Genomic DNA, 19,907 nt, shown 5'->3' on the forward strand with positions numbered 1-19,907 from the left:
GGCTCGGCCCGCCGCTGCTGCTGCCCCGTCAGCACACCATGCCGGTGGTCTGGTACGCCGCCGATGGTGCCGCCTTTGGCGAGGGCGATCTGCCCCACCTGGGCCTGGCCAACCAGTACCTCACCCACTACCGGCTCAAGAGCGAATACGAGGACCTCCTCTCACGCTGCGCTCTGCCGGTGGGGGTGCGCTCAGGCCTGGTCGATCAGTACGGCTTCCAGCGCAGCGAGGACGGCGAGGCCCGCGCCCCCGAGCAGCTGGTGCTCTCCACCTCCACCTTCATGGACCTGCCGGAAGGTGCGGACTTCAACTGGAAGGAGATCCGCGCCCGCTCGCTCGCCGAGCACCGCGCCTACCTGACCCTGCTGGATGAAACCATGCGCCGTGATGCGCTGGTGCCGACCCAGAACCGCGGGGCCGGCCGCAGTGAAACCGAGATTTCGCTCACCGCCGGCCAGGCCTACGCCCTGCTCCAGTCGCTCGCCACCCAGAAGACCTCGGTGTTTGAGAACGTGCTGGCGCACTGGTGCTCGCTCACCGGCGACAGCCTGATGCCAGGCGCCGGACTGGCGCTGACCGTGACGCCGCTGACCCCGCCGCTGCGGCCCCAGCCGACGGTGGGTGAGTGGTTGACGCTGCATGAGCGCGGAGTGATCAGCACCGCTGAGCTGCGCCACCAGCTCTCGCTGGCCGCCGCTCCGGGTGTGGTCAACCCGATCAGCGGCTCGGCCACCGAATCGTTCGCCGTGCCCACTGTGGAGCTGAGCTGATGAGCGACCCACCTGCCAACCCCAATGCCTGGCGTCCTGCTGATCTGGAAGCGATCCGCCGTGCCTTGCTGATCCCCGTCACCTCACCTGCCCTGCGCGCCATCAATGACGCGATGGCCCAGCTGGAGCGCAGCTACTCCGAGGCGATCCCTGGCGCCAAAGCCTCGCTCGATGCCATCGCCGTGATCGACGCGGGCCTGGCCGCTGGCGGCACCCCAGCGGAGCCGTTCGTGATCAAGACCACCCGCAAGGCTGCTGCTGGCCCGGTCCCAGCTGAGCTGCCCAAGAAGAAGCTCGATGTGATCGAGTACGCCACCGAGCTGCTGATGGAGGAGGTGTCGACGGAATACGCCGAACCCACCGCCAGCAGCTACGGCCTCAACCCCGCCGCCCAGCGGCGCGGCCATGTGGCCAACCTGCTGCTGATCCTCCCCGGCCTGGTCTCCTGGTGCCCGCCGGCGCCGACGCCGTTCTCCGGCACCTTGATCCGCTCCTGATGAGCGCCACCCCGGTCACGGCGCTGCAGGAGGTCGCCAATGTGCGCCTCATGCTCCAGCAGCAGCAACACCCGGGCGCCAAGAACCCGGTGACGGTCTGCCGTCAGGTGATCGACTGCTCGATTCAGCAAACCAAGCTGATCTCCAGCCGCGACAACGGCCCCGGCATCGACACCGGCGACATCCTCTGCGAGGGCTACCTCACCCGCGCCGCCCTGCTTCCGCCCGCCGCGCCCCAGTCGAATCCCTGGGATTGGCTGGCGGCCGAGCAGGCCTGGCAGACCCCTGGCCTGCGGGCCACCTTCCAGCCGCTGCCGGTGCCGCCAGCCACAGGGCCACCGCGGCCGACCACCGTGCAGGTGCCCGCCGAGGGGGTGTGCTGGCTGGGAGATCTCGCCCTGCTTGAAACGCCGGGCGTGCTGCCGCTCAGCCCCCGCGCTGTGTTGGCTGGCGCGAGCCTGTTGATGATCGGCCAGGCCTATGGGCCCGGCGGCATCGGGCTGCAGGTGCAGCCGGAGCTGGGGGAGGCGATCAGCTTTGCCCTCAAGCCCAACCGCGTGCTGGTGCTGGAGGCCGGCGACAGCTTGAACCTGATCGCCGAGCGCTACGGCACCACCATGCAGACGCTGCGGGCGGTGAATCCCGATCTGGCCCAGCAGGGGCCAATCACCACGGCGGCCGGCGACACGCTCAACGTGCTGGCCGCCCGCCACGGCACCACCGTGGATTTCTTGCGCAAGCTCAACCCCTCGCTGCTGCGCGCCGATGGCCACACCACCGCGGCAGGTGACACGCTCAAGGCTCTGGCTGTTCAGTACGACACGACTGTGGATTGGCTGCGGCTCTACAACCCGGACTACGACCGCTGGCCCCGCAGTGATCCGCTTCCCGTTGGCGTGCTGCTCGATGTGCCGGCGATCCGCCCGTCCGATCCGCTGGATGTGGACCAGGTGCTGCAGGTGCCGCTGATCCGCCCGGCCACGCTGCTGAGTGCCGGCGGCTGGATCTACCTGCCTCCGCTGCGCGGTGCTTCCGCCGCTGATGACCTCTGGGACGTGGACCTGACGCCGGATCCACCGCCCGTCTCGCCGTGACCGGCCAGGCCGGTACTGGCTGGCAATAGCTGGGGTGAGCGCAGCCCGGATGGGGTGCTCGCTTCAACCACAGCCGTGATGGGTGGACCGATGACCAAACGCCTTTTCCAGGACCTCCTTCTCCTGCAGCAACCGACCGCCGAACAGCAGCAGCTCGTCAGCTACGCGCAGCAACAGCACTGGCCCAACCAGGAGACGCCCGCCCTCCCGGACGAGCTCGACGACGACGACCTCGATGAGGACGACGATCTCGATCCTGATGAGCCCCTCGATGAACCCGGCGAGGAGGCCCCGGCCTCTCGCCCCGAGCCGACTGATGCGCTCAAGGCGGAGCGGCGCAAGACCAACCAGCTGGAGCGGGAGCTGCGCACGATCAAGCGTCAGCTCGCCCAGTTTTCCAAGATCAACCCCGACGAGTACGAACGCCTCCAGGAGGCCGAGCGGCAGAAGGAGCAGCTGGAGCGCGAGATCGCCAGCCGTGAACTCCAGCTCGAGGCCGCCGCTGCTCGCAAGGTGAAAGCGGCCGCTAAGGAACGGGACGAGGCGCTCCAGGACGTGCAGAACCTGCGCAAGGAACGCCTGCTGGAGCGGCTGTTCGTTGATGCCGATGGCCGCGCCGGTGGGGATAACCGCGGCTCCTTCTTTGAGATCTTCAAGCACCAGGTCGGCAGTGAGTTCCGTCTCACCAAGGACGGAGCCGGTCGTGACCTGCTGGAGCCGATCGACTCCAAGGGCAATGTGCTGCTCGGTGACCACGGCAACCTCGATGCCGCCGATCACATCGAGTCGCTGCGCACCCATCCGGTGCTTAGCTTCCTGTTTAACCAGCGTGGCCGCCTCGGCCCCGCCTCGGTGATCGCCGAGTTCGATGGCAACGGCCAGCCGACCAACCTGCAGAGCATGAGCGCCAGTGAGCTTTACCTAGCCAGCTACGCCAAGAAACCAGCCGGTGCCCGGCGGTGATCCAACCGCGCTCCGTCCATGCGGGCGGAGCGCACCTTGATCGTTGACAACCAAGCACAACCGAACGGCAGGGAAAGAATCATCCACGCACAATCACGCGCGAGGCAGGGCACCTAAATTCACGCTCAATCAATTCAAGTGAAGAACAAAAAGGGGGGATATACCCCTGAATACGAGAAACTCGCGCCTACCGCTTCGGAAATGTCGCAAAATCTGGAAATTCACTTCTGCGATCACATCAACGTCGGCTGATCTCCACCTGCAGCGACTGGGCTGCCTGAGGCGGCCACAGGGCTCAGCGGAACACCCGAGCGGGAGCGAGCGGTTGGAGCCGCCTGGCCGCCGTCTGATGCTCCACCGAGGCTGTCGCGGGAACCCCGAGCAGGCGCGAGCGGGTGGAGCGGTGGGCCGCTGAAGCAGCGACACCGTCAGCCTTGCTGACCTTTTCGCCGGCATTGCATTGCTGCCCTGCTTGCCTGCATTCACCGGCGCCGGCCAGAAGTGGAATGGGCAGCCAGCTGACGCCAGCCGCCCCGGCGGGACGTGATCAGGCCCGGAAGCCGAACTCCCGGCGATAGAGATCAGGGTGGTGGGCTTCAATCAGCTCCTTGGCGAGGAAGGCCGGGAAGGGGACGAGGCCCGAGAGGGTGACCTCCTGGGAAGACAGCCCAAGCCGGGGGCGCACAGGAACCGCCGCAGGGCCTGGCTTCTCAAGCGGCTCCATCTGGCGCAGCTTCTGCTCGAGCAGCGCCCAGAGATATTTCGGGATGCCGGAGGGCCGATGGCAGCGCCACACCTTGCAGGTGGCATCCCACGGCCGGGACTCTTCCAGCAGCAACCCGTGTTTGCCGGCTTTGCTGATCTCGATCATCAGCAGGTGCTCGCTCACCGCCTTGCCGGTGACGGCCCTCCAGGTGATGCCGCTCATCGTGGACGCATAGATCGTGATGGGTGCCATGGCCGAACCAGGCAAAGGACCCCGAAGCCCTGCGCGGGGAGGGCAAGGGGCGCGTCAGCGCCTTGCGCAGCCCTTGCCCCGCCGCGCACGCTGAAGAGGGCCGCCGCCTCCCTCGGTGGTGTCGCCAAGAGCCGTCGGGAAAAAGGGGGCCGCAATGCCCCCTGGGCGCTGGCCCCGGTGGGCCTCAGATCACCGAGACGGTGCAGCCCCGGGTGCCCTGCAGCTTGCTGATCGCGAAGGCCTTTTCGGCCGGCACGAAGCGCATCTTCTTGACCGGCCTGACACGCTTCCTGAAGAGCATCTTCTCGCTTTGCAATGTGTAAACACCGGGATTAAGTCTTCGATGATGATTGCTACGATCCTGGGTTTGTTATCTCCTCATCCATGGGTGATACGAATCCCAACGAAGTATTTGAGTATCGAACACATCGACTGGTGGTGGGCCTGATCGCCATCTCGCTCCCGTTCATCGTGAGTCTGCTGTCTGGCGAACGCCTTAGCTCTATCAGTGCATCGTATTACACAGAAGCACGCGATTGGCTGGTCGGACTCCTGTTTGTCGTCAGTGCCTTTCTGCTGTCCTACAACGGTCACACCCAGAGGCAGTCGGCCATCAGCAAGATCGCAGCCATTGCAGCTGCTGGAATCGCTGTCTTCCCGACAGCGTGCAAGACATGCGAAACGAGTCCGACCACGGTCGTGCATTTCGTATGTGCCACGGTGCTGTTTTCCTCCCTGGCCTACTTCTGCCTAGGCCCGTTTAGGGAGAAGCTCCTTGGGAAAGGAGGCAAGAAGCGTATCAGGAGGAGAATCTATCTCACCTGTGGAGTCACGATGATCGCCTGCATGGTTGGGATTGCTGCTGCAAATCTCATCCTTCCTTCGGAATCCGTTGTCGACTGGCGCATCGTTTACTGGGGAGAAGCCATCGCCCTGATCGCCTTCGGTGTCGCCTGGTTCGTCTCCGGGAAGGCTCTTAGTATTGTCGCCGACGAGGGGGAGCGTCTGAAGCTGTGGCAATCGTGAACAGCCCAGGCAAGATGAATCAGGCAGAGTGGATGAATAAATGAATGAGCCCATTGTACTTCCAGAAGGTCCTTACGCTGCTCCATCTCCTTGCACTCCTTGTAGTGTTGCGGCCCAACCTGCTGATTCGCGCAGTCCTTGATCCCCTATTTTCCAAAGTTCTGTTCTACGGGCCCGGAGATCAGCGAGCACACACCGTAGATGGCTGACATGATCATGCTGTAAACGCTCATCTCATCAAGGTGCTGTTCACGGCGATGGTGATGGTCTGGCTATTTCTGTCGGGAGGACAGCCGCCGACCCTTGTGGTGAGTTGATCGGGCCAGGGCCCAAAGGGAGCACAGAGACCAGATAAAAGGGGCCCGAAGGCCCCATGGGGCTCAGATCACCGAGACGGTGCAGCCCCGGGTGCCCTGCAGCTTGCGGGCGATCGCGAAGGCCTTTTCGGCCGGCACGAAGCGGATCTTCTTGACCGGCTTGCCGCGCTTCCCGAAGAAGCGCTGCTCGCAGGGGTGAGCGCCGCCCTTGATGCCATCGGGATAGAAGTGGACGATGACGCGGCGGATTTCGCAGCTGGGGGCAGAGGGTGAGGCCATGGCCTTGAGGTGAGGAACCCGATCGCTCAGCGCGGCCCGCGCAGGGAAGGCAGGGGGCGCGCAGCGCCTCGCGTCAGCCCTTGCCGAACCGAGCAGGCCAGCGCAGCCTTCGGGTGCTCCTCACCGGGGCCAGGCCGGAGCGTCTCCGTTCTTGCTGCTGCTGCTGCTGCTGCCGCGTTCGGCCACGGCTGCAGCCGATTCGAGGCGGCGGCGATCGTGCCCTGCGGCCGGCTTCAGAGGTGTGGTGATTGCTTGGCCAGTGGTGCGGGCAGAACCTGGCCAGTGGTACGAGAACCCAGATGCTGACCTGGGCACCCATCCCACTGCGGGATCTGGGGCCCTGCATTCCCAGCCACGGCGTGCGGTGACGGCAGAAAGAGCCATGGTTCACGCACCTTGACCTGCCGCCACGGCCACGCAAGTCCCAGCTGCTGGCTGTCGCGTAACCGTCTCAGCTGAGATGTGTCGGGGGTAGTCAGGCTCAAGGGTCACTTGCGCCCTTGAAAGTCTTCGTTGTAGTGGTTAAAAGTGGTGGGGTGCATAGTTGATCGGCTGATCTGAGATCCTAGCTGTAGCCTCAACTGAAGAGTGAGTTGTCAAAGGGATGCCGAATCAAGGGTTCACCTTGATACATCCACTGCAGCCAGGGTGCGCCGCACGGTCTGGGGGTCGTGAGAGACTGTTGTGAGACACCTTGCTGAACCGGGGGAGACGCACCGATGGATACTGTTCGCGAGGAAGAGCTCCAGCTGATCGACCGCTGGTGGCGGGCCGCCAACTACTTGGCGGTAGGGATGATCTACCTGCAGGACAATCCACTTCTGCAGCAACCCCTCCAACCCGAGCACATCAAGAACCGGCTGCTGGGCCACTGGGGTTCGAGCCCAGGCCAGGCCTTCATCTGGGCCCACGCCAACCGGGTGATCCGCGAGCGGGATCTGGAGATGCTCTACCTCTCCGGGCCCGGCCACGGCGCCCCAGGGGTGCTGGGGCCCACCTACCTCGATGGAAGCTACAGCGAGATTTATCCCGACAAATCACAGGATGCCGAGGGAATGCGGCGCTTCTTCAAGCAGTTTTCCTTCCCGGGCCATATCGGTTCCCACTGCACCCCCGAAACCCCAGGCTCGATCCACGAAGGTGGTGAGCTGGGCTATGTGCTGTCGCACGCCTGCGGGGCGGTGTTCGACAATCCGAACCTGATCGCCCTGGCCTGCGTCGGGGACGGCGAAGCCGAAACCGGACCCCTGGCCACCTCCTGGCACATCAACAAGTTCCTCAACCCGATCAATGATGGCGCCGTACTGCCGGTGTTGCACCTGAACGGTTACAAGATCGCCAACCCCACCCTGCTGGCCCGCATCCCCCACGAAGAGCTGGCCAGCCTGATGCGGGGATACGGCTGGGAGCCGATCTTCGTGGAGGGCAGTGAGCCCATGGCCATGCATCGCGCCATGGCCGACGCCATGGATCAGGCCATTGAGACGATCCAGCGGGTGCGCACCAGCTGCCGCGCCAGCGGTGAGGCGGTGCGACCCGCCTGGCCCATGATCGTGCTTCGCTCCCCCAAGGGCTGGACCGGTCCGCAGGAATTCCAGGGCAAGAAACTGGAAGGGTTCTGGCGTTCCCACCAGGTGCCCCTGGCGGCGCCGAACAAGGATCCGGAACAGCTGGCCATGCTCGAGAGCTGGCTGCGGAGTTACCGGCCTGAGGAGTTGTTCGATGCCAACGGAATCCTCCGCTCGGATCTGCAGACCCTTTCCCCCCGGGGCGATCGCCGCATGGGCTCAAGCCCCCATGCCAACGGCGGCCAACTGCGCCGCAGCCTGCGGTTGGCGCCGATCGAGGCCTATGCCGTGCCGGTGGAGCAGCCCGGTCAGACGGAGTACGAGAACACGGCCGTTCTCGGAGCCCTGCTGCGCGACACCATCGCCCGCAACCCTGATTCGCTGCGGGTGTTCGGGCCGGATGAAACCGCCTCCAACCGCCTCCAGGCGATTTATGAGGTAAGCAAGAAAGTCTGGATGGAGGACCTCCTGCCGGAGGATGCCGGCGGCGGGGAACTGGGCCGGAGCGGACGGGTGGTGGAGATGCTCTCCGAGCACACCCTGGTTGGAATGATGGAGGGCTATCTTCTGACGGGACGCTATGGCTTCTTCCACACCTACGAAGCTTTCGCGCATGTGATCGCCTCGATGTTCAACCAGCACGCCAAGTGGTTGGAATCCTGCAACCTGCACGCCAAATGGCGGGCCCCGATCGGTGCCTGGAACTGTCTGATTTCTTCTACCGTCTGGCGGCAGGATCACAATGGTTTCACCCACCAGGACCCGGGGTTCATCGACCTAGCCGGCAACAAGAGCGGGGAAGTGGTTCGGGTCTATCTGCCGCCTGATGCCAACTGCCTGCTGGCGGTGGCGGAAGAAGCACTGCTGGAGCCGAACGTGTGCAACATCATCGTGTCAGACAAGCAGAAGCATCTCCAATATCTCACCCTGGAGCAAGCCCGTGTTCATGTGGCCAAGGGCATCGGCATTGTGCGCTGGGCCAGCAACGACGACTGCGGAACTGAGCCTGATGATCCTGATGTGGTGATGGCCTGCGCCGGCGACATTCCCTCCAAGGAGACCCTGGCAGCCGTGGAGATCCTCCGCCTTGAGATTCCGCAACTCAAGATCCGGGTTGTCAATGTGGTCAAGCTGTTTGCCCTCACCCAGCCAACGGAGCATCCCCATGGCTTAACAGATCGCGATTTCGATACGATCTTCACCACCGACAAGCCGGTAATCTTCAACTTCCACGGCTATCCGTGGCTGATTCACCGCCTCACTTACCGCCGAACGAACCACTCCAATTTCCACGTGCGCGGCTACAAGGAAAAGGGCAACATCAACACACCGCTCGAGCTGGCCATGAACAACCAGATCGATCGCTTTAATCTGGTGATGGACGTGATCGATCGTGTTCCGTCGCTCGGCTCCCGTGCCGCCCACCTCAAGGAACGCATGAGGGACTCGATTCTTCGGCACCGTGAGTACGCCCATACCTACGGAATGGACGCACCGGAAGTCACCGACTGGCGTTGGACCCTGCCGGTAGCGACCTAGGCATGGCTGGCCAGATTCCTGCACGACACCTAGCGGTCCTGGTTCTCAATGCGGGCAGCTCCAGCCTCAAGGCTGCCCTGTTCACTCCAGATGGAACCTGCCTCTGGCGTGATCAGCGCCCCTGGCACCCCGGCGAAAAGGACGGCGACGGTGCCGCAGCGGCAATCGGTGCGGACAGTCATGGGGTCGGCGCTTTGGAGCAGGTGCTTGCAGCGTGGCTGCCCGCAGCGCTGGAGGCTCTTCAGGTCGATTTGCTTCTGGTGGCCCACCGCGTGGTTCATGGCGGCGAGCGCTTCACCGGTCCCACCCTGCTCGACCCGGAAGCTCTCAAGGCTCTTGAGCAACTGGTGCCCCTGGCACCGCTGCACAACGGTCCGGCCCTGAGGGTGATGGGCTGGGTGGGCAACTGGCAGCCGCAGCTTCCCCAGTGGGCCTGCTTTGACACCGCCTTCCACTGCACCCTGCCACCCGAGGCCAGCACCTATGCCCTGCCGCAGGCCTGGCGGACTCAGGGCCTGCGCCGATTCGGCTTCCATGGATTAAGCCATCAGCATGTCAGTGAAACGGTCAGTCGGACTTATGTCGATCGTCGAAGCACGGCTGCTCAGCCACTTCGTCTGATCAGCTGCCATCTGGGGGCGGGCTGTTCGCTCTGCGCCATCCGAGCTGGCCGCAGCCTCAACACCACCATGGGTTACACGCCGATGGAGGGCCTGGTGATGGCCACCCGCAGTGGCTCCGTGGATCCGGGATTGCTGCTGCACCTGCTGGAGCAGGGCCTGTCGCCGGCGCTCCTCGAGCGCGGCCTTCAGACCGAGAGCGGTCTGCTCGGCCTCTCCGGTCTGAGTGCCGACATGCGGGAGTTGAGGGTTGCTGCCACTGCTGGCCATGAGGGGGCCTTGTTGGCTCTGGCGGTGTTCCGGCACCGACTTCTGGCCGGTATCGGTGCGATGGCGGCCTGCCTCGGGGGTGTGGATGTGATCGCCCTCACCGGAGGCATCGGTGAACACGACGATGCCCTGCTGGCCGAACTGCAGGAGGCAGTGGCCTGGCTCAGGCCCGTGGATCTGCTGAGGATTCCGGCCGACGAAGAGGGCCTGATCGCGCGCAGTTGCATGCCTCATCCAGTCGAATAAAGAACGACAACCGATCGTTCTGCGGCTGCGTATGTGTTTCCTCTGTGTGATGGGGCCATCTCCCAAGGCACAATATCGTTTGGAGAAGCGAGCGATGTGTCCAACCAGCGCCGCCAAGATGTGACAGTGTCTGTGCCGGTCAAGGGAAGCTCGAAGTCAAGAGGCTTCCAATAGCCATTCAGGATCAGGTGAAGCCAGGTGTTTTCCCGTTTGAGCTGAATTGTGAGACCAATGCTGTGTGAGTTCTCTCCCCAGTCGGGGTTGTTGAGACGACTGCCATGCCAAGCCTTAGTGGCATCACGGATCAGAATATTCAGGCTGGTTCGTTGCTGTTCTGAGTGAAGGTTGCGTAGCAATCGACGGCTGATCATCAGTTTCACAAAACGATGCAGATCGGCATGCTGGTCAAGCAGGGTCCAGTCGAACCAGTTGGCGGCATTATCCATCCCATAGGTGTTGTTGTTGCCATGCTGGGAGCGTCTGACCTCATCGCCCATCAGCAGCATTGGGATACCCAGAGAAAGCAGGGTGACAGCGAAGAAGTTCCGGATCTGCCGGCTGCGCAGGCTCTCCACGGCTGGATCATCGCTAGGTCCTTCAACGCCACAGTTCCAGCTGCGATTGTCATCGCAGCCGTCGCGATTCTGTTCCCCATTGGCCTCATTATGCTTGTGGTTGTAGGAAACCAGATCGTTGAGGGTGAATCCATCGTGACAGGTCACGAAATTGATGCTCTGCTCCGCTTCCCGTTCCTTGTGTCCATAGATCTGAGGACTGCCGATCAGGCGATCAGCGAACCTGCCGAGGGACCCCGGTGCACTGCGAAAGAAGTCACGGGCATCGTCGCGAAAGCGCCCGTTCCACTCGCGCCAGCTGTCGCCGACGAAACTGCCCACCTGATAGAGCCCAGCGGCATCCCAGGCTTCAGCGATCAGCTTGGTTCCCGCCAGCAGAGGATCCGATTCGATGTCCCAGAGAACGGGGGGATTGGGAAGCACATGGCCTGCTGAATCACGCGCGAGGATGGAGGCCAGATCAAAACGAAAACCGTCCACATGCATCTCCCCAACCCAGTAACGGAGACTGTCAACGATCATCCGCCGCACAACAGGGTGGTTGGCATTCAAGGTGTTTCCACAGCCTGAATAATCCGCGTATTGACTGCCCCCTTCCTTGAAAAGATAGTAACTTGGATTGTCGATGCCCCGGAAGCAGAAGGTGGGCCCATCCACCCCCCCCTCTGCCGTGTGGTTGAACACCACATCCAGGATCACCTCAATCCCCGCACGATGCAGGGCTTTCACCATGTCCCGGAATTCATCGACAGCGGCCACGGGGTCTTCCCTGCGGCTGTAGCCAGGATGGGGTGCGAAGAATCCCAGGGGCTGGTAGCCCCAGTAGTTCCGATGGCCTGAAGGGGCGGCCTGACGATCGAAGGCAAAAATCGGCAACAACTCCACGGCTGTGATGCCGAGATCCTGCAGATAGGGAATCTTTTCAATCAGACCTGAATAGGTTCCCCGCCGCTCCTGGGGAATTCCGGAACTTGGATGGGCGGTGAATCCCCGCACGTGCATTTCATAGATGATCGTGCGGGCACAGGGATGGCGCAGAGGCTGATCACCCTGCCAGTCGTAGGCTCCCGAGTCGACGACGACACTTTTCATGGCTCCGGAGCCCTCCGGGATCGCCACAGCCCTTCCATAGGGATCGAGCAACACCCGGGAGGCGTCGAAGTACAAGCCGCGTGAAGGGTCCCGGGGACCATGGACCGGGTAGCCATACACCTGACCCGCCTCCACTCCTGGCACAAAGGCATGCCAATAGTGGTAGGTGCGATTGGCCAGAGGATCGAGCCTGACGACCCGCGACGGCCGTGTGTCGTTCACGCCATCGAACAACAGAAGCTCCACAGCCGTTGCCGTTCGGGAAAAGAGGCAGAAATTGGCACCAGCGTGTTCCAACGTGGCGCCGATCGGGTGGCTCCGCCCTTTGGTGGAATCCTCCATGAAACCAGTCTGCATGGATCAAGTGAGCACAGAACCTTCCACGAAGGGATCTCCTGTGTAAAGAGCCCGAAGATTGGCCCCTGTGGTGCGAGCAATGTCCATCAGAGCTTCATGGGTGAGGAAGGCCTGATGGGCCGTGATCAGCACATTGGGAAAGGTCAGCATTCGGGCCAGGAGATCGTCCTGCAGTACGGTGCCGGAAAGATCCTCGAAGAACACCCCTTCCTCCTCTTCGTAGACGTCAAGTGCAACGCCTCCAAGATGGCCGGATTTCAGAGCTTCGATCAAGGCCGCTGTATCGATGAGTGCCCCTCGACTCACATTCACCAGGATCACACCTGGTTTCATGCACTCGATTGTTTCACGGCGAATGATGTGGTGCGTTTCCGGAGTCAGCGGAATGTGGAGTGAAATCACATCGCTGAGGCTTGCCAGGGTGAGCGGATCCACGTAGGTGACCCCTTCCTGAGCTGCCCATGCTGCATCAGGGTAGGGGTCGTAGGCCACAACCACCATGCCGAAGCCACGCAGGATGCGAGCAACGATTCGCCCGATCTTGCCGGTTCCTACAATTCCCACAGTCTTTTTGTTCAGATCAAATCCGACCAGCCCCTGAAGTGAGAAATTCAGTTCTCTCACGCGGTTGAAAGCGCGGTGGATTCTGCGGTTCAGCGCAAGCAGCAAGGCCACAGCATGTTCCGCTACTGCATATGGAGAGTAGATGGGAACACGGGTGACCGTGATCCCAAGACAACGGGCTGCGGAGAGATCCACATTGTTGAAACCAGTGCAGCGCAGGGTAAGCAATTCAGTGCCCTGGGCGGAAAGCTGCTGCAGGCATTCCCTGTCCACGGCATCGTTGACGAACACGCAGACAGCTCGATCGCCACTGGCAGCAGCAGCGGTTTCGGCACTCAGACGAAAGGGCAGAAATCGTAGGTGAATGTCTGAACCCACTGCAGCAGGCAAGTGAATGCGGTCGTAGGGCTTGGTGTCAAAGACTGCCGCAGAACAACCAGATGATCTCACGTCTTTCTCCTGACCTGGGGTTTAAATCCTGCCGTCAATCTAGCTACCTTTCCACTCAGGCTTAGACTCCTTCATGTACGGAGAGATGGCAGCACGAAGATCCGGTGGACGTGGAGTGACAGCACCAGCTCGAGGGCATGATTCTCAAAGCATTGACGACACGTCCGCTCCTGCCGATCCCGCAGCAGATCCCTATCCAATGCCCACAGAGCCGTGTTGGGATCGATGTACAGCACTCCCAGAACCGCCCGACCTGAGCTGAACACGGCATCGTCAACCAACCGGATGGGCTGCGATTCCAGCTCCTGCCTGGTCATGGTGTGAACTGCCTGTCGGACCGTGGAATGGGCGGCCACGCCAGCCAGCTCACGCACCGCATCCCTGAGGCTCCGCAGTGGTTTCACCACCAACAGCCCACACAACAGCAGGACGATTCAGGCATCACCCGCCGGCACCATCCCCGCCAGAGGCGTTCCCAGCAGAAGGGGGGTGATGGCAAGGGCCATTCCCAGGCCGGCACTGAGGGCTGCCCTACCAGCATGGCCCGCCTTTCCATGGCCAGCACCTGGCTTTGCCTGCCGCCGCGACGCTGGCGCCATGGAGGTGGCCGAGAATCCTGTCGATCGAGCTGAGCGAGGCGAACACGACAATTCCCAGCAGAAGAAGTGATCGACTCCCTGTGTAGGGGCTTTCCAGCGCCCAGTAGCCGTAAGGATAGCGGCGGTCCGGTCGTCGCAACGGCTGGCTTCTCAGCCGTGCTGCCATGCGAATCATCAGTGCATTCAAGCCTGGTAGCAAGCCATCCAGAGCAAGAGCCTGGGCATTGCAGATCCAGGAGGCGATTGCCCCCGTCAGGGCCATGATCAGGTTGATGACCACTGCGAACCGCAGAGACCACGATTCTTGATTCACCATGCTCGGCCTGGTGCGCTTTCCGAGCAATTCAGACCCGTCCTACCCCTGGCTGGCACGACGGGACGTCAACAGACACTGCTGCTCACGTTCCTGCGCCCACCTGTTGCCTAAGCGCTACCCGTCGACCGGCGAAGAACAAGGCGGTGGCGTTTGCGATGTGCTCCCGCTCCGCAGTCTTAGGCACGTCCCCATGGGTTGGATGGATCTTCGCAGGGCTGAGGGGCTGATGTTGGCTTTTCAGCACGAAGCTCATGATCATCATGTTCTGCACGACCGCATCCACTGGCCCTGAGCTTCGCGTGGCTTTCGGCATCTTGGCCTTCCGCCCGAAGATTGTCTCAACTCGTTAAGATGCCCTAAATCCTACCGCTCTTGATTTCTTTTAGACTAAAATAAATTCAAATGCGTGGTTTTCGAATATATGATCGAGCGTCAGGCTATTGTTCTTCATTGCTTGCTCTGGCGTCCGCTCTGACATGAGCATTCTGATCAGCTACTCCAAGATCCTTGAGATCGTCGGTGACATCATCCGGGTGGAGGTGCCGCCCGGTGGTCACGATGGCGAGACAGCCCCTCGCTTCAACGACCTGGCGGTGGTGCAGGGTGCGGATGGCAGGGTGTCCCTGGCCCAGGTGATCGAGCTGCGGGAGACGGTGGTGGCCCTGCAGGTGTTCCAGGGCACCAAGGGTGTTTCCACCGACTCCCAGGTGCGCTTCCTCGGCCACCCGATGACCGTCACCTATTCGGGCAACATCCTGGGACGGGTGTTCCGTGGCACGGGCGAGCCGATCGATGGCGGCCCAAGCCTTTCGGAGGATGCCCGCGTGGCGATCGGTGGCCCTTCGGTCAATCCGATGCGTCGCATCCTGGCGTCAAAGATGATCCGCACCAATGTGCCGATGATCGATATCTATAACTGCCTGGTGGAAAGCCAGAAGATTCCGATCTTCTCTGTTTCCGGTGAACCCTTTAACAACTTCCTTGCCCGGATTGGCATTCAGGCCGATGCCGATGTGGTGGTGTTCGGCGGGCTTGGGCTGATTTTCGACGATTACTATTCCTTCCGCAAGACCTTCGAGGAGGCTGGCGTCTTCCCGCGTACGGTGATGTTCGTGAATCTCGCTTCCGATCCCGTTGTGGAGCGCACCTTGATTCCGGACATGGCCCTGGCGGTGGCGGAACGCTTCGCGGTGGAGGAGGGCAAGCGGGTGCTTGTACTGCTCACGGACATGACCGCGTACGCCGATTCCCTCAAGGAGATCAGCATCGCCATGGATCAGGTGCCGGCCAACCGCGGCTACCCCGGCAACCTCTATTCCCAGCTGGCCCGTCGCTACGAGAAAGCCGCCGATTACGCCCAGGGTGGATCGGTCACCGTGCTTACGGTCACCACCATGCCCGGCGACGATGTCACCCATCCGGTTCCCGACAACACCGGCTACATCACGGAAGGCCAGTTCTACCTTCATGATGGAATGATTGATCCCTTCGGATCGCTGTCACGTCTTAAGCAGAACGTGATCGGCAAGGTGACGCGGGAGGATCACAATCAAGTGATGAACACCACCATTCGCCTCTACTCCGGTGCCAGGGATGCCCAGCAGAAGCAGGCCATGGCCTTTGAGCTCTCCGAGTTCGATACCAAACTGATCAAGTTCGGTGAGCTGTTCCGTACTCGCTTCATGGACATCAATGTGGATCTTCCCCTTGAAGCTGCTCTCGATCTGGCCTGGCAGACGATGGCGGAATGCTTCGAGCCCGAGGAGCTGCTGATGAAGCAGCCCCTCATCGACAAGTATTTCCCCAGGCAGGCGCAGCAGCCATGAGCAGGCTTTCCCTGACCAAGGCCTCGCTGACGCGCCAGAAGGGCCTGTTGAAGACCTACCGCGATGTTCTTCCCTCCCTCGATCTCAAGCGGCGGCAGCTCAGTGCCGAGCGTGATCAGGCCAGCCAGTCGGTGAAGGCCCTTGTGGAGCGGCTCCGCTCCCTGGAGGAGGAGGTGGGCAGGGTTTACCCGATGCTGGCCCACCAGGAGATCCTGCTTGATGGCCTCGTCCGGCTCACCGACGTGCGGGTCGGGGAGGAGAACCTGATGGGCACCCGGCTGCCCAGGGTGGACCGGGTGAGCGTGGCGGTGGCGGATTACGGCCTGCTCTCCCTGCCCTTCTGGGTCGACCGGGTGGTGAAATGTCTCAAGGACGCTCTGAGCACCAGGATCGAACTCCAGGTGGCTGAGCAGCGGCTTGAGCGGCTGCGGGAGGCTGAGCGCACGGTGACCCAGCGGTTCAACCTGTTTGACAAGGTGCTGATCCCCCGCACCCGGGGCACGATCAAGACGATCACGATCTACCTCGCCGACGCCGAGCGGGCCGGAGTGGTGAACTCCAAGATCGCCAAGCGCAAGAAGGAGAAGGTGCTGGGCCGATGAGCATTGTTCCCTTGGCGCGCGTCACTGTTGTTGGCCTCTCGGCCGACAAGGACAACCTGATCGATGGGCTGCAGCGGCTGGGCTGTCTGCACCTGATCCCCTTGGCGGCGCCTCCGGAAGAGGGCACCTTCGTTACGGCCCGGCCGATCGAGGAGGCGCGGCAGGCACTGCGTTACCTGAGCGACGTGCGGCGGCGTCGCCATCAGACCCGCGTGGATGCCGACTTCGATTTCGATCGCCTCATTGCCGAGGCCCTGGCCACACGGCAGCGCCAGCGGGAGGCCGAGGATCGGCTCCTGGCCCTGGAGGCCCGGCTGCGGGAGCTCGAGCCCTGGGGTGATGTGGCGCTGCCGGACCTCGATCAGCTGGGCGGACAGCGCCTCTGGTTCTATCGGGTGCCCCATCCGAAGGCCAAGCCGTTCCGCGAGGCCCTGGCCAGCCTGGAGGTGCCTTTTCAGCTTCTCTACGCAAGCCCCCGCCACCTCTACTTCGCCCTGATCGCCTCTTCGGAGCCCGATCCGGAGGCCCTGCCCGTGCCCCGCTCCCATGTCGGCTCCGAGCCCACCGCCGTGGTGCGGCGGCACCTGGATGCAGCCCGCACAGACCTTGAGGAGGTGGAGGCGGACCATGAAGCCCTGAGCCGCTGGATCTTCCTGCTGTCGCGGCACCTGGCCCGCGCCGAAGACTCCCAGGCCCGCGCCCAGGCCAGTGGCATGACCCAGGACGACGGCACCCTGCTGCAGCTTCAGGGCTGGCTACCCAGGCGCGAGCTTGCCCGTCTCGATGCGTTCGCCCAGCAGCACGGTCTGGCGTTCCTGGCGGAGAAGCCCGAACCGAAGGATGCACCGCCCACGCTCCTCTCCAATCCGGTCACCCTGAGCGGAGGTCAGGACCTGGTGACTTTCTACGAAACCCCCGGCTATCGCGACTGGGACCCTTCGATCGTGGTCCTTTTCTCCTTTGCCTTCTTCTTCGCCATGATCCTGGCCGATGCCGGCTACGCCTTGGTGCTGGCTGTGCTGGTGGGCCTGCTTTGTAAGGGGATGGGGCGCAGCCCGGGGGGGCGCCATTTCCGCATCGTGGCGGTTGTGGGGCTCAGCTTCGCGCTGCTCTATGGCGTGCTGGCGGGAAGCTATTTCGGCATTGAGCCCCCGGCGGCATCGCCTCTGGCGCGGCTGAACCTCCTGAACCTGAATGACTACGACGCGATGATGAAGGTCTCGCTCGTGGTGGGCTGCCTTCACCTGCTGCTCGCCAACGGCATCGTGGCCATCCGCGGCCCTGGCGTGGCGGCCAGGGCGAAACCGATCGGCTGGATGGCGGTGATCCTTGCCGGGCTCGTGGTCTATCTCGGAGCGGGCACGACCTGGGCGGGGAATGTGGGCGTGGGGCTGGGGGCCGGTGGGTTGCTCACCATTCTTCTGCTGAGCAGCGAGCGGCCGATCGCCCATCCGGCTGATCTGATCCTGCGCCTTGTTGATGGTCTGGGATCACTGACCAACATTTCCAAGCTGTTCGGCGATGTGATGAGCTACCTGAGGCTCTTTGCCTTGGGCTTGGCCAGCGCATCTCTGGCGGTTACGTTCAATCAACTTGCTGCGCAGATCTATCACTCAGACGTACCATTGGGTCTACCGATTGCTATTCTGATTCTGCTGCTTGGTCACGGTATCAATCTGTTGCTGGCAATCATCAGTGGATTTGTGCATGGCCTGCGCCTGAACTTCATCGAATTCTTCAATTGGAGCCTTTCCGAGGAGGGGTATCCCTTTCAACCCTTCGTTAAAAAGGAGCCTGTTTCTTGAACGACCACTTTTCTCTGTTGGTGCTTGGTTGGATCGGCATCTACGCACCGGTTGCCCTCGGGGCCATGGGAGCCGCCATCGGCTGCACCATCGCCGGCCAGGCCGCCATCGGCGCCATGATGGAAGTGAACAGTGGCTATGGACGCTTCGTCGGTTTGTCGGCCCTGCCCTCCTCGATGTCGATCTACGGCATCGTGGTGATGTTCATTCTCAACCGCCCGGTCAGTCCTGGGAATGCCGGAGGCCTCTTCGGCATCGGCGTGCTGGCCGGGGTCGCGTTCCTGGTGGCCGCGATCTATCAGGGTCTGTGCTGTGCCTCGGCGATCGCGGGCTCGAAGTCGAAGCCTGAGATCTTCGGCCTCGCGCTTGCCCCGGCGGCGATCGTGGAGGGCTTCGCGGTGTTCGCCTTCGTGTTCGCCCTGGTGGCCGCGGGCGGCATCCCGGCCACCTAGCGCCGTTCCGTTTCATCTCGTCCCCCGGCCCCAACGCTGCAGGAGTCACCCATGCCCAGATCAGGATCCAGTCGCCAGGAGACCCCGGCTCAGGTGGCTGCCGGGGTGGAGCAGCTGATCGCCCGGCTGCGCGATCAGGGGGTGGAGGCGGGCCGCAGCCAGGCCGATCAGATGGTGGCCGAGGCGCGGCAGGAAGCCCAGCGCACCGTGGACCAAGCCCGGCAGCAGGCTGACCAGATCCTGGCGGAGGCCCGCCAGGAGGCCGAGAATCTGCAGACCTCCGGCCGTCATGCCCTGGAGCTGGCTCTGCGGGATGCGGTGCTGGCGATGAAGACCCGCCTGATGGAGCGCTTTCGTGGTGAAGTGCGGCAGCTGGTGGGGGAGGAGCAGCAGAAGCAGGAGATTCTGGAAAAGATGATCCTGGAAGTGGTAGGCCGGGTGCGGCCGGAGGCGGACCGCTCCGAGCAGATGGAGGTGCTGCTGCCGCGCCATGTGGCCGGCCTGTCCGAACTCAGCCAGAACCCCGAGGAACTCGAGAAGGGGGTGCTCACCCACTTCGTTCAGCTGATTTCCCGCTCCATGCTGCGGGATGGGATCAGTTTCGGTGTGGCCCGCGACGGCGGGGCGGGGATGCGTCTGCGGCTGGAGGATCGCGACGTGGTGCTGGATCTCACCGACAGGGCCGTGGCCGAGGCCATCCTCGAGCATCTGCAGCCCCGCTTCCGAGCCCTGCTGGAGGGCGTCGTGAAATGAGCCCCCGGTACACCGCCCTGATGGCCAGCCTGCCGCCCCTCGGCGGCCTGTTCGAGGCCCGCTCTCCGGCGATCTCCCGGCTGAAGCTGGAGAGACGGCTCAGCCTGCTGGAGGACGACGACCGTCACAGCCTTGACCTTGCCATCAGCATCCTCTCCCAGTCGATGCGGCCCCAGGATCCGGACGGCGGCCCCAGCGATTCCCGCCTGCTGGAGGAGACCTGGGCCTTCTTTGCTTAGGTCGCCAATCCCCTGCTGTGACACCTGGTGAGCCATCGCCTCGATCTGCGCACCGTGCTGGCGGCCCTGAGGCGCCGGCATCGGGGGGAGGTGGATCCGCCGCTGGGCCAGCCATGGGGATTCGGCCCCT

General features: G+C 62.8%; 18 protein-coding genes. 13 read left to right on the forward strand and 5 right to left on the reverse strand.

The window, feature by feature from the left end; all coding sequences use genetic code 11:
* The 4 genes from KBY78_RS06230 to KBY78_RS06245 form a co-directional block, all read left to right on the forward strand.
* Nucleotides 1-770, forward strand: a 770-nt coding sequence (locus KBY78_RS06230) for a DUF4055 domain-containing protein (RefSeq protein ID WP_255142859.1), incomplete at its 5' end; no start/stop codon positions are given.
* Entirely contained in the window at nt 770-1,267 is a 498-nt protein-coding gene (locus KBY78_RS06235) for a hypothetical protein (protein ID WP_255142860.1), read from the forward strand. The genes KBY78_RS06230 and KBY78_RS06235, both read left to right, overlap by 1 nt.
* A complete protein-coding gene (locus tag KBY78_RS06240; protein ID WP_255142861.1) occupies nt 1,267-2,361 on the forward strand; it encodes a LysM domain-containing protein in 1,095 nt (364 codons plus the stop codon). Before KBY78_RS06235 ends, KBY78_RS06240 begins: the two co-directional genes overlap by 1 nt.
* A 90-nt stretch (nt 2,362-2,451) precedes the next feature.
* The gene (locus KBY78_RS06245; RefSeq protein ID WP_255142862.1) at nt 2,452-3,324 is read left to right on the forward strand and encodes a hypothetical protein; all 873 of its coding nucleotides are present in this window, start codon (nt 2,452-2,454) and stop codon (nt 3,322-3,324) included.
* A 547-nt stretch (nt 3,325-3,871) separates the two neighbouring features.
* On the opposite strand, the gene KBY78_RS06250 is transcribed toward KBY78_RS06245, so the two are convergent.
* Nucleotides 3,872-4,282 (reverse strand): hypothetical protein, encoded by a 411-nt coding sequence (locus KBY78_RS06250; protein ID WP_255142863.1) that lies wholly within the window; start codon nt 4,280-4,282, stop codon nt 3,872-3,874.
* Nucleotides 4,283-4,666: 384 nt separating this feature from the next.
* On the opposite strand from KBY78_RS06250, the gene KBY78_RS06255 reads away from it, so the two are divergent.
* Entirely contained in the window at nt 4,667-5,308 is a 642-nt protein-coding gene (locus KBY78_RS06255) for a hypothetical protein (protein WP_255142864.1), read from the forward strand.
* Between the two features lie 380 nt (nt 5,309-5,688).
* Here KBY78_RS06255 and KBY78_RS06260 read toward each other — a convergent pair whose 3' ends face one another.
* On the reverse strand, nt 5,689-5,904 hold the full coding sequence (locus KBY78_RS06260; RefSeq protein ID WP_255142865.1) for a hypothetical protein: 216 nt from the start codon (nt 5,902-5,904) through the stop codon (nt 5,689-5,691).
* 719 nt (nt 5,905-6,623) lie between these two features.
* Here KBY78_RS06260 and KBY78_RS06265 point away from each other — a divergent pair.
* Both KBY78_RS06265 and KBY78_RS06270 read left to right on the forward strand, forming a co-directional pair.
* Entirely contained in the window at nt 6,624-9,011 is a 2,388-nt protein-coding gene (locus KBY78_RS06265; RefSeq protein ID WP_255142866.1) for a phosphoketolase, read from the forward strand.
* A 2-nt stretch (nt 9,012-9,013) separates the two neighbouring features.
* Nucleotides 9,014-10,147 (forward strand): acetate/propionate family kinase, encoded by a 1,134-nt coding sequence (locus KBY78_RS06270; protein ID WP_255142867.1) that lies wholly within the window; start codon nt 9,014-9,016, stop codon nt 10,145-10,147.
* Here KBY78_RS06270 and KBY78_RS06275 read toward each other — a convergent pair.
* The 3 genes from KBY78_RS06275 to KBY78_RS06285 form a co-directional block, all read right to left on the reverse strand.
* Complete coding sequence (locus tag KBY78_RS06275; protein ID WP_255142868.1) at nt 10,132-12,156, reverse strand: glycogen-debranching protein; 2,025 nt, start codon at nt 12,154-12,156, stop codon at nt 10,132-10,134. The two genes, KBY78_RS06270 and KBY78_RS06275, sit on opposite strands and share 16 nt — an antisense overlap.
* Nucleotides 12,157-12,174: 18 nt before the next feature.
* Nucleotides 12,175-13,185 (reverse strand): 2-hydroxyacid dehydrogenase, encoded by a 1,011-nt coding sequence (locus tag KBY78_RS06280; protein WP_255142869.1) that lies wholly within the window; start codon nt 13,183-13,185, stop codon nt 12,175-12,177.
* Between the two features lie 531 nt (nt 13,186-13,716).
* The gene (locus KBY78_RS06285; protein WP_255142870.1) at nt 13,717-14,064 is read right to left on the reverse strand and encodes a cation transporter; all 348 of its coding nucleotides are present in this window, start codon (nt 14,062-14,064) and stop codon (nt 13,717-13,719) included.
* 512 nt (nt 14,065-14,576) lie between these two features.
* On the opposite strand from KBY78_RS06285, the gene KBY78_RS06290 reads away from it, so the two are divergent.
* From KBY78_RS06290 to KBY78_RS06315, 6 genes are read left to right on the forward strand one after another with little or no spacing between them, the layout of a single operon-like run.
* Nucleotides 14,577-15,926, forward strand: a complete 1,350-nt coding sequence (locus KBY78_RS06290; RefSeq protein ID WP_255142871.1) for a V-type ATP synthase subunit B — start codon at nt 14,577-14,579, stop codon at nt 15,924-15,926.
* Nucleotides 15,923-16,528, forward strand: a complete 606-nt coding sequence (locus tag KBY78_RS06295; protein ID WP_255142872.1) for a V-type ATP synthase subunit D — start codon at nt 15,923-15,925, stop codon at nt 16,526-16,528. Before KBY78_RS06290 ends, KBY78_RS06295 begins: the two co-directional genes overlap by 4 nt.
* Nucleotides 16,525-18,333 carry a V-type ATP synthase subunit I gene (locus tag KBY78_RS06300; protein WP_255142873.1) on the forward strand — a complete coding sequence of 603 codons (1,809 nt, stop codon included), beginning with the start codon at nt 16,525-16,527 and terminating at the stop codon, nt 18,331-18,333. Before KBY78_RS06295 ends, KBY78_RS06300 begins: the two co-directional genes overlap by 4 nt.
* On the forward strand, nt 18,330-18,785 hold the full coding sequence (locus tag KBY78_RS06305; protein ID WP_255142874.1) for an ATP synthase subunit C: 456 nt from the start codon (nt 18,330-18,332) through the stop codon (nt 18,783-18,785). The genes KBY78_RS06300 and KBY78_RS06305 overlap by 4 nt, the downstream gene beginning before the upstream one ends.
* 51 nt (nt 18,786-18,836) lie before the next feature.
* Nucleotides 18,837-19,538, forward strand: coding sequence for a hypothetical protein (locus KBY78_RS06310; protein ID WP_255142875.1), 702 nt, complete (start codon nt 18,837-18,839; stop codon nt 19,536-19,538).
* Between the two features lie 20 nt (nt 19,539-19,558).
* Complete coding sequence (locus KBY78_RS06315) at nt 19,559-19,777, forward strand: hypothetical protein (RefSeq protein WP_255142876.1); 219 nt, start codon at nt 19,559-19,561, stop codon at nt 19,775-19,777.
* Nucleotides 19,778-19,907: the final 130 nt, after the last annotated feature.

This window comes from Synechococcus sp. EJ6-Ellesmere (genome assembly GCF_024345875.1).
Lineage (GTDB): Bacteria > Cyanobacteriota > Cyanobacteriia > PCC-6307 > Cyanobiaceae > Regnicoccus_A > Regnicoccus_A antarcticus.

Bases quoted from the DNA above. Each gene is read 5' to 3' on its own strand.
- KBY78_RS06240 (WP_255142861.1), top strand. From the start codon at position 1,267: ATGAGCGCCACCCCGGTCACGGCGCTGCAGGAGGTCGCCAATGTGCGC.
- KBY78_RS06275 (WP_255142868.1), bottom strand. From the start codon at position 12,156: ATGGAGGATTCCACCAAAGGGCGGAGCCACCCGATCGGCGCCACGTTG.
- KBY78_RS06310 (WP_255142875.1), top strand. From the start codon at position 18,837: ATGCCCAGATCAGGATCCAGTCGCCAGGAGACCCCGGCTCAGGTGGCT.
- KBY78_RS06245 (WP_255142862.1), top strand. From the start codon at position 2,452: ATGACCAAACGCCTTTTCCAGGACCTCCTTCTCCTGCAGCAACCGACC.
- KBY78_RS06235 (WP_255142860.1), top strand. From the start codon at position 770: ATGAGCGACCCACCTGCCAACCCCAATGCCTGGCGTCCTGCTGATCTG.
- KBY78_RS06300 (WP_255142873.1), top strand. From the start codon at position 16,525: ATGAGCATTGTTCCCTTGGCGCGCGTCACTGTTGTTGGCCTCTCGGCC.
- KBY78_RS06260 (WP_255142865.1), bottom strand. From the start codon at position 5,904: ATGGCCTCACCCTCTGCCCCCAGCTGCGAAATCCGCCGCGTCATCGTC.
- KBY78_RS06265 (WP_255142866.1), top strand. From the start codon at position 6,624: ATGGATACTGTTCGCGAGGAAGAGCTCCAGCTGATCGACCGCTGGTGG.
- KBY78_RS06290 (WP_255142871.1), top strand. From the start codon at position 14,577: ATGAGCATTCTGATCAGCTACTCCAAGATCCTTGAGATCGTCGGTGAC.
- KBY78_RS06250 (WP_255142863.1), bottom strand. From the start codon at position 4,282: ATGGCACCCATCACGATCTATGCGTCCACGATGAGCGGCATCACCTGG.
- KBY78_RS06255 (WP_255142864.1), top strand. From the start codon at position 4,667: ATGGGTGATACGAATCCCAACGAAGTATTTGAGTATCGAACACATCGA.
- KBY78_RS06315 (WP_255142876.1), top strand. From the start codon at position 19,559: ATGGCCAGCCTGCCGCCCCTCGGCGGCCTGTTCGAGGCCCGCTCTCCG.
- KBY78_RS06295 (WP_255142872.1), top strand. From the start codon at position 15,923: ATGAGCAGGCTTTCCCTGACCAAGGCCTCGCTGACGCGCCAGAAGGGC.
- KBY78_RS06270 (WP_255142867.1), top strand. From the start codon at position 9,014: ATGGCTGGCCAGATTCCTGCACGACACCTAGCGGTCCTGGTTCTCAAT.